Origin of the sequence: Curtobacterium sp. MCBA15_016 (assembly GCF_001865105.1) — a bacterium.
Taxonomy (GTDB): domain Bacteria; phylum Actinomycetota; class Actinomycetes; order Actinomycetales; family Microbacteriaceae; genus Curtobacterium.
In genome coordinates, this window is sequence record NZ_MJGR01000006.1 from 1 (window position 1) to 6,421 (window position 6,421).

Genomic DNA, 6,421 nt, shown 5'->3' on the forward strand with positions numbered 1-6,421 from the left:
CGCCTCCCGTCCGTCGTGTGATCAGGCCGCGTCGTGGTCCGTCTTGAGGAACTCGACCAGGCTGTCCGCGGTGGTCTCGGCGTCGTCGCCGTTCACCGTGAGGGTGACCTCGTCGCCGTTCTCGATGCCGAGGCCGAGGAGCGCGAGGATGCTGCCGGCGTTCCCGGACTTGTCGCCCTTCGCGATCGTGACCTGGTGGCCGGACGCGGTCACGGTCTGGACGAAGAGGGAGGCCGGGCGTGCGTGCAGGCCGGACGCGCTGGCGACGGTGACGGTGCGGGTGGCTTCGGACATCGATGTACTCCTGTCGATGGGTGGTTGGCTCATGGTAGCGAGCGCGGGGTGGGCGGTTCCGGGGCGGGACGCAGGGTCAGTCGCGGCCGGGCCAGAAGACCTCGGTGCCGGCGGCCTCGACCTCGCGGACGAGGTCGGCGTTCACGCCGGGATCGGTGATGATCGTGTCGATCGCGGCGAGCGGCGCGACGCGGCCGAACTCCTCGCGACCGAACTTGGTGTGGTCGGCGAGCAGGATGCTGCGGCGCGCGGACTTGATCATCGCGGACTTCACGGCGGCCTCGGCCATGTTGTGCGTCGTGAGGCCGCGCTCGGGCGTGATGCCGTTGATGCTGATGAACGCGACGTCCACGCTGACCATCCCGATGAGCTGGTGCGTCCACGTGCCGACGCCGGCGAGCGAGTCGCTGCGGATGTTGCCGCCGAGCAGGTGCAGGTCGATGCCCGGCCGGTTCGCGACCGCCATCGCCACGGGCAGGGAGTGCGTCACGACGGTGAGGCCGCGGTCGGTCGGGAGCAGCTCGGCGAGGCAGATCGTCGAGGTGCCGGCGTCGATCATGACGGACCCGTTCTCGGGCAGCTCGCCGAGCGCGGCCTCGGCGATGACCATCTTCTCGGCCTGGTTGATGCCGCCACGGTCGCCGACCCCCGGGTGCAGGGTGATGCGCTCGACGGGGATCGCGCCACCGTGCGCACGTCGGACCAGCCCGCGCCGCTCGAGCGAGGTGAGGTCGCGGCGGATCGTCTCCGGGGTCACCTCGAGCAGCTCGGCGAGGTCCTTGACGTCGACCCGGCCCTGCGCACGCGCCTGTTCGACGATGCGCTGGTGGCGCTCTGGTGCGTACATCGGGGCCTCGTCGTCTCGGAAGCGGTGGGGGAGTCGGAACGGAACGGACACGACCGGGCACGTCTCCGGCGACAGCGACCCGAACGGATCGGCCACCAGACGCAAACGGGCATCTGTTTCTGCATTTTTATCCCCGGATGTGTTTGTTTGTCAACGTGGATCGGGGTATGGTGCTGCTCAGCCGCACCGGCGGGGTCCCGTCTCCGCGCTGCGCGCACCGAACGAACCACCCCACCGCAAGCGCGCGTGAGATGAAGGAGTCTCGAATGTCCGAACTGCTCGGCACCGGCGTCGGCCGTGGCGTCGCCCACGGCCCCGTGCTCCGCATGGCCGACCCGCTCGGCGAACCGTCGAAGGACGCCCTGACCGGTTCGGCGGACGACGCGAAGCAGGCCGTGGCCGCCGCGATCGCAGCGGTGGCGGAGGACCTCAACAAGCGGGGGCAGCTCGCCGGCGGGGACGCCCAGGCCGTGCTCGAGGCGCAGGCGCTCATGGCGCAGGACCCGACCCTCCTCGACGACGTGCACGCCCGCATCGACGGCGGCACCAACGCCGAGCGCGCCGTGTTCGAGGCGTTCGGCCAGTTCCGCGACCTGCTCGTCTCGATGGGCGGGTACATGGGGGAGCGTGCGGCCGACCTCGACGACGTCGCCCAGCGCATCATCGCCAAGCTCCGCGGCGTCCACGCCCCGGGTGTGCCCGAGTCGGACACCCCCTTCGTGCTCGTCGCCCGTGACCTCGCGCCGGCCGACACCGCACTCCTCGACCTCGACAAGGTCCTCGCCCTCGTCACGCGTGACGGCGGCCCGACCTCGCACACGGCGATCCTCGCCCGTGCCAAGGGCATCACCGCGATCGTCGGCGTGACCGGCGCGGACGACCTGGCCGACGGCACGGTCGTCGTCGTGGACGCCGCCGCCGGCACCGTCGTGACCGACCCGTCGGCCGAACTCGTCGCCGACGTCGAGCAGCGCATCGCCGACCGCCTCGCCGCGGCCGCAGCGCCCCTGACCGCCGGCGCGCTCGCCGACGGGCACACCGTCCCGCTGCTCGCGAACCTCGGCAGCCCGGCCGACGCCGCGGGCGCCGTTGCTCTCGGTGCGGAGGGCGTGGGGCTCTTCCGCACCGAGTTCCTCTTCCTCGACTCGCCGAAGGCGCCGACCGTCGACGAGCAGAAGGACTCCTACAAGCAGCTGCTCGAGGCCTTCCCGGGCAAGAAGGTCGTCGTCCGGGCGCTCGACGCGGGTGCCGACAAGCCCCTGCCGTTCCTCACCGACAAGGACGAGGAGAACCCGGCCCTCGGTCGACGCGGTCTCCGGGCGCTCCGGAACCACCCCGAGGTGCTCCGCGACCAGCTCACCGCGCTCGCCCAGGCCGACGCCGAGACCGAGGCCGACCTCTGGGTGATGGCCCCGATGGTCGCCGACGCCGAGGAGACCGAGTACTTCGTCGACCTCGCCCGCGAGCTCGGGATCCGCACCGCCGGTGTGATGGCCGAGGTCCCCTCGCTCGCGCTGATGGCCGAGCAGGTGTTCACCTCCGCCGACTTCGTGTCGATCGGCACGAACGACCTGACCCAGTACACGATGGCCGCCGACCGCATGCTCGGCACCGTTGCGTCCTACCAGGACCCGTGGCACCCCGCCGTGCTCCGCCTCGTCGCGCAGCTCGGCGCAGCGGGTGCGGACGCCGGCAAGCCCGTCGGCATCTGCGGCGAGGCAGCGGCCGACCCGCTGCTCGCGGTCGTGCTCGTCGGTCTCGGCGCCACGACCCTCTCCATGACCCCCGCGGCCCTGGCCGACGTGCGCGCCGAACTCGGCAAGCACACCCTCGACCAGGCCCGCGAGATGGCCCAGGCGGCACTCGCCGCGAGCACGGCGGCGGCCGCCAAGTCCGCCGCGGCCGCGACGCACGCCGCCTGATCCGAACCCCCAGCACCACCTCCCCTCCACACGCAGCAGCAGCACCTCACAGAAAGTCACCGCACATGACAACGTCGTCCGTTGCAGCGCCCGACGCTCCCGCGAAGTCGCGGGGCGGCGCACGCGTCGCCGTTCAGAAGTTCGGCACGTTCCTCTCCGGCATGGTCATGCCCAACATCGCGATCTTCATCGCGTGGGGCATCATCACCGCCTTCTTCATCGAGACCGGCTGGACGCCCGTGGGCATCCTCGGCGGCTTCGGTGAGACGGGCGGCGTCGCGAACGTCGGCCTCGTCGGCCCGATCCTGACCTACCTCATCCCGCTCGCGATCGCGATCCAGGGTGGCCGGATGGTCTACGAGACCCGTGGTGCGGTGGTCGGTTCGATCATGACCATGGGTGTCATCATCGGCGCCAACGGCACGACGATGATCCTCGGCGCGATGATCTGCGGGCCGCTCGGCGCGTACCTCATCAAGCAGATCGACAAGCTCTGGGACGGCAAGATCAAGCCGGGCTTCGAGATGCTCGTGAACAACTACGCGGCCGGCATCCTCGGCTTCGGGTTGGCCATGGCCGGGTTCTTCTGGCTCGCGCCGCTGTTCAAGCTCATCGCCGAGGGCCTCGGCGACGCGGTGAACTTCCTCGTCCAGCACTCGCTGCTCCCGCTCGCCAGCGTGATCATCGAGCCGGCCAAGGTGTTCTTCCTCAACAACGCCATCAACCACGGTGTGCTCGACCAGCTCGGCGCGCAGCAGGTCCAGGAGTCCGGCAAGAGCATCCTCTTCCTGCTCGAGGCGAACCCCGGCCCGGGTCTCGGCATCCTGCTCGCCTTCACCTTCTTCGGTGTCGGCATCGCCCGCTCGACCGCTCCCGGCGCGATCATCATCCAGTTCCTCGGCGGCATCCACGAGATCTACTTCCCGTACGTGCTGCAGAAGCCGGTCCTGTTCATCGCCGTCATCCTCGGTGGTGCCACGGGCGTCGCGACCAACGTCGCGTTCCACTCCGGTCTCGTCGCCCCGGCGTCGCCCGGATCGATCTTCGCGGTGCTCGGTGCGACGGCGAAGGACAGCTTCCTCGGCGTCATCCTCTCGGTCATCCTGTCCGCAGCGGTGTCGTTCGCGGTCGCGTCGTTCTTCCTCATCGCGACCCGCAAGCGTGACCTCGCGAACGGTGGCGGCGACATGAGCGCCGCGATGGCGAAGCTCCAGGCGAACAAGGGCCGCGACGTCAACGCCGCGACCTCGGGCCTGCTCGGCAACAACTCCCCGGCGAACGAGGAGGAGGCCGAGGCCTCGCTCGGTGGCGTCGGTTCGGCGACCACCGCGACCGCGACCCGCGTCCAGAACCTCGTGTTCGCCTGCGACGCCGGCATGGGCTCCAGCGCGATGGGTGCCAGCGTCCTCCGCAACAAGATCAAGAAGGCGGGCATCGAAGGGGTCACGGTCTCCAACAAGGCGATCGCGAACCTCTCCGGTGACGAGGACCTGATCATCACGCAGGAGGAGCTGACGGAGCGCGCGAAGCAGAAGAACCCGAACGCACAGCACGTGTCGGTCGGCAACTTCATGAACGCGCCGCAGTACGACCAGGTCGTCGAACAGCTCAAGAACCAGTAACGAAGTGCAGTATCGGAGGGGACGGGCCACGGCTCGTCCCCTCCACACGTCCACGACGCCACGTCACGAAGCAAGGAGAACCCCGATGCCCGTCCTGCAGGAGAGCCAGATCCGGATCCACACCGAGGACACCGCACCGACCAAGTCGGAGGCGATGAAGGAGGCGGCCGAGATCCTCGAGGCTGCAGGCGCGGTCACGGCGGACTACTACCCGGCGATGCTCGAGCGCGAGAAGAGCGTCTCGACCTACATGGGGAACTTCCTCGCCATCCCGCACGGCACGAACGACGCGAAGGACGCCATCAAGTCCTCGGCGCTGTCGTTCATCCGCTACGCGACCCCGATCGACTGGGACGGCAACCCCGTCCGCTTCGTCGTCGGCATCGCCGGCGTCAACAACGAGCACCTCGACATCCTGTCCAAGATCGCGATCGTGTTCAGCGACGAGGACGAGGTCCAGAAGCTGACCGACGCACCGGACACCGCCGCGATCCTGTCGATCCTCGGTGAGGTCAACGAGTGAGCACCCCCACCGCCGTCCACTTCGGCGCGGGCAACATCGGCCGCGGCTTCGTCGGACTGCTCCTGCACGAGGCCGGCTACGAGGTCGTCTTCGCCGACGTCGCCGCGCCCCTCATCGACGCACTCGCCGCTGCCGACTCGTACACCGTGCACGAGGTCGGTCAGAACGCGCGCGACCACGAGGTCACGAACTTCCGTGCCCTGAACAGCGCCCAGGACGAATCGGCCGTCGTCGCCGAGATCGCCACGGCGTCCATCGTCACCTGTGCCGTCGGACCGAACGTCCTGAAGTTCATCGCGCCGGTCATCGCGAAGGCGCTCCAGCAACGCGACGCGGACGCCGCGCCGATCGCCGTGATGGCGTGCGAGAACGCCCTCAACGCCACCGACCGCCTGCGCGAGTTCATCGTCGAGGCGCTCCCCGCCGACGTCCGCGACCAGGCCCTCGCCAAGGCCGTCTTCGCGAACACCGCGGTCGACCGCATCGTCCCGGCGCAGCCCGAGGGCGCGGGCCTGGACGTCACCGTCGAGACCTACTTCGAGTGGGCCATCGACCGCACGCCGTTCGGCGGGAACGAGCCGGAGATCCCCGGCGCCCACTACGTCGACGGCCTCGCCGCGTCGATCGAGCGCAAGCTCTTCACGGTGAACACCGGGCACGCGACCGTCGCGTACCACGGCTTCCTCGCCGGGGCGGACAAGATCTCGGACGCCATCGCCATCCCCGCGGTCCGGTCCGAGCTCGAGTCCGTGCTCGCCGAGACGAGCGACCTGCTCGTCCGCCGCCACGAGCTCGACCCCGAGGTCCACCGTGCGTACGTGCAGGCCATCATCGGGCGCTTCGAGAACCCGCACCTGCCCGACACCGTGACCCGCGTCGGCCGACAGCCGCTGCGCAAGCTCTCCCGCGACGAGCGCTTCGTGTCGCCCGCCGCCGCCCTCGCCGAGGACGGCACGGAGCCGACGGCGCTGCTCGACGCCATGGGCGCCGCGCTGCGCTTCGACGTGCCGGACGACGAGCAGAGCGTCGAGCTCCAGGCGCTGCTGCGCTCGGACCGGAGCGACGCCGAGGTCGTGACCGAGATCACCGGGCTCGACGAGCAGCACCCGCTGCACGCCGCGTTCGCGGACCGGGTGCGGTCCGCGCGCGCCTAGCGTCCTCGACGCATCCACCTGACGGACAGGAGGCGCGGTGCCGGCTGGCACCGCGCCTC

General features: G+C 70.1%; 6 protein-coding genes. 4 read left to right on the forward strand and 2 right to left on the reverse strand.

Going from position 1 to position 6,421, the window contains the following annotated elements:
* Positions 1–21 precede the first annotated feature (21 nt).
* Entirely contained in the window at positions 22–294 is a 273-nt protein-coding gene (locus tag BIV03_RS03845) for an HPr family phosphocarrier protein (protein ID WP_070418429.1), read from the reverse strand.
* A gap of 76 nt (positions 295–370) precedes the next feature.
* Positions 371–1,141, reverse strand: a complete 771-nt coding sequence (locus tag BIV03_RS03850) for a DeoR/GlpR family DNA-binding transcription regulator (protein WP_070419505.1) — start codon at positions 1,139–1,141, stop codon at positions 371–373.
* A gap of 266 nt (positions 1,142–1,407) precedes the next feature.
* Here BIV03_RS03850 and ptsP point away from each other — a divergent pair, with 266 nt between their 5' ends.
* The 4 genes from ptsP to BIV03_RS03870 all read left to right on the forward strand — a co-directional run bounded on the left by ptsP (position 1,408) and on the right by BIV03_RS03870 (position 6,362).
* On the forward strand, positions 1,408–3,063 hold the full coding sequence (ptsP, locus tag BIV03_RS03855; RefSeq protein WP_083403184.1) for a phosphoenolpyruvate--protein phosphotransferase: 1,656 nt from the start codon (positions 1,408–1,410) through the stop codon (positions 3,061–3,063).
* Positions 3,064–3,128: 65 nt separating this feature from the next.
* Positions 3,129–4,685 (forward strand): PTS mannitol transporter subunit IICB, encoded by a 1,557-nt coding sequence (locus tag BIV03_RS03860; RefSeq protein WP_071294736.1) that lies wholly within the window; start codon positions 3,129–3,131, stop codon positions 4,683–4,685.
* Positions 4,686–4,770: 85 nt separating this feature from the next.
* Positions 4,771–5,208: a PTS sugar transporter subunit IIA gene (locus BIV03_RS03865; protein ID WP_022907882.1), complete on the forward strand. Its 438-nt coding sequence runs from the start codon at positions 4,771–4,773 to the stop codon at positions 5,206–5,208.
* Positions 5,205–6,362, forward strand: a complete 1,158-nt coding sequence (locus BIV03_RS03870; RefSeq protein WP_071294737.1) for a mannitol-1-phosphate 5-dehydrogenase — start codon at positions 5,205–5,207, stop codon at positions 6,360–6,362. The genes BIV03_RS03865 and BIV03_RS03870 overlap by 4 nt, the downstream gene beginning before the upstream one ends.
* The last annotated feature ends 59 nt before the right edge of the window (positions 6,363–6,421 follow it).